Source organism: Aquabacterium sp. (genome assembly GCF_004297345.1).
Taxonomy (GTDB): domain Bacteria; phylum Pseudomonadota; class Gammaproteobacteria; order Burkholderiales; family Burkholderiaceae_C; genus Aquabacterium.
On the sequence record NZ_SCTN01000084.1, the window covers coordinates 1 to 1,545 of the forward strand.

3 protein-coding genes are annotated in these 1,545 nt (G+C 57.7%); 1 reads left to right on the forward strand and 2 read right to left on the reverse strand.

Features of this window, described 5'->3' with window-relative positions:
• The coding region (locus tag EPO09_RS02465) for a hypothetical protein (RefSeq protein ID WP_290639816.1) at positions 1-296 on the reverse strand (296 nt) is incomplete at its 3' end.
• A 1-nt stretch (position 297) separates the two neighbouring features.
• Positions 298-1,056 (reverse strand): hypothetical protein, encoded by a 759-nt coding sequence (locus EPO09_RS02470; protein ID WP_290639817.1) that lies wholly within the window; start codon positions 1,054-1,056, stop codon positions 298-300.
• A 182-nt stretch (positions 1,057-1,238) separates the two neighbouring features.
• Between EPO09_RS02470 and EPO09_RS02475 the strand changes: the two genes are divergently transcribed.
• On the forward strand, positions 1,239-1,499 hold the full coding sequence (locus tag EPO09_RS02475) for a helix-turn-helix transcriptional regulator (RefSeq protein WP_290639819.1): 261 nt from the start codon (positions 1,239-1,241) through the stop codon (positions 1,497-1,499).
• Positions 1,500-1,545: the final 46 nt, after the last annotated feature.

A 1,545-nucleotide genomic window follows, 5' to 3' on the forward strand; every position in this document is an offset into this window, starting at 1 on the left:
AGCGCAAGGCCGATGGCCATGCAAGTGGCGACCATGAGCATGGAGCTACGGGCCGCGAGACAGAACATGGCGATGCTCAGAGGCACCAGCGCCAATCCGGCATGCCAGGCCAGACGTCCGTACCAATAGCCAGAGGTTCGGGGCAGGCTTGGGGGCGCATGTCGTTGCGCCAGATCGCTGATGCATGTGGTGGTGTAGCGCGGGCCCCGAACCGTGGACTGACCTTGCAGCCAGATCTGCTCGTGACGACGCACCACGTTTGAGCCGCAGCAAGGGCAGCGCAAGATCCGGCTCATGTCATTGCCCCTGTGGCTTAGGTGTGGGCACCAGGTCAATCAACTTGACCCACTTCTCGTAGGGCTTGCCATCCACTTCGGACTGCACCTTGGCCATGGGCACCTTCACCTCGATCACCATGCCCAGATTGGTCTGATCGCCAAAGGCGTACTTCTTGGGGTAGCCCCATGTGGCCTTCACCAAGTCGCCGTTGCCATAGTGCTTGAAGGCCACAAAAGGATCTTTTGGCCGGTCGGTGGTGTAGTTGTCGCTGGGGCTTATCTCGATGCCGAACATCGGCATCTGGCCCATCACCTGATCAGGCGATTTCGGCCACGCGTGGCAGGCCAGCCGCGTCAGGTTGACCAGGTCTTTGGTCTCGTTGATGGGGTACTCATAGGTGCCGCCACCCTTGGCCTTGCAGAAGATCCTGAACCAGTCGGCTGCCGCTTCCATCATCTTGCGGCGGTCGTTGTTGACCTCATGGCGGTAGAGGCTCAGGCCGCCACCATCACGGTGCCATGTCTCGGCGATGCCTGGCTTCTTCTCGTCGGGCACATAGGTGATGGTTGGTGCGGCAAAGGCCTTCTGCACGAACGACAGGTAGTCTTGGTCGGCAAGCTCTTTGGCCATCTTCACACGGTCAGGGCCGCGCACGCACAGGAACGTGCCGCCGCCATCGCCCATGCACCATGGGGAGTCGATGCCGAGGAAGGCATGCGAAGTCATGGGGGCGACACCAAGGGTGGCGACGACGAGCGCCAGTGCAATGTTAGTCATGCGGGGAAACACGGGCGGGACTCCTGTAGTTCTATGAGCTTTGATTTCAAACAGATGCCAACAGAACGCCTATTAAAGTCAGCATCACACCTTTCTTTGTTGACTGTATGTTAACTATAGTTGGCATAATTGCAACCATAGTTTGTGGATTGTCGTGTCCTGTATGTGGATCCTCTGTGGTCATGAAGGACACGACTCAAGCTGGCACTGCCAGGAAGGTATTCGCGCGCAATGTGCGCAAGCTGCGCCGTCTGCTAGAGGTGTCGCAAGAGGCCTTGGCGCTCGAATCCGGCTTGAGCCGGACCTATGTCAGCGAAATTGAAAGAGGTGAGCGGAACGTGTCGATCGACAATATGGGAGCCTTGGCTGATGCACTGAATGTGCCCCTCAAGGATTTGGTCGATCCCGCGTATTTCAAAGACGTGAAGAGCAAATTACCGTAACTCCGGAACGGGGGTATTTCAAATACGCCGCCGTATTTCCGTGACT

Coding starts and splice junctions, on each gene's coding strand:
- EPO09_RS02470 (WP_290639817.1), bottom strand. CDS start 1,056: ATGACTAACATTGCACTGGCGCTCGTCGTCGCCACCCTTGGTGTCGCC.
- EPO09_RS02475 (WP_290639819.1), top strand. CDS start 1,239: ATGAAGGACACGACTCAAGCTGGCACTGCCAGGAAGGTATTCGCGCGC.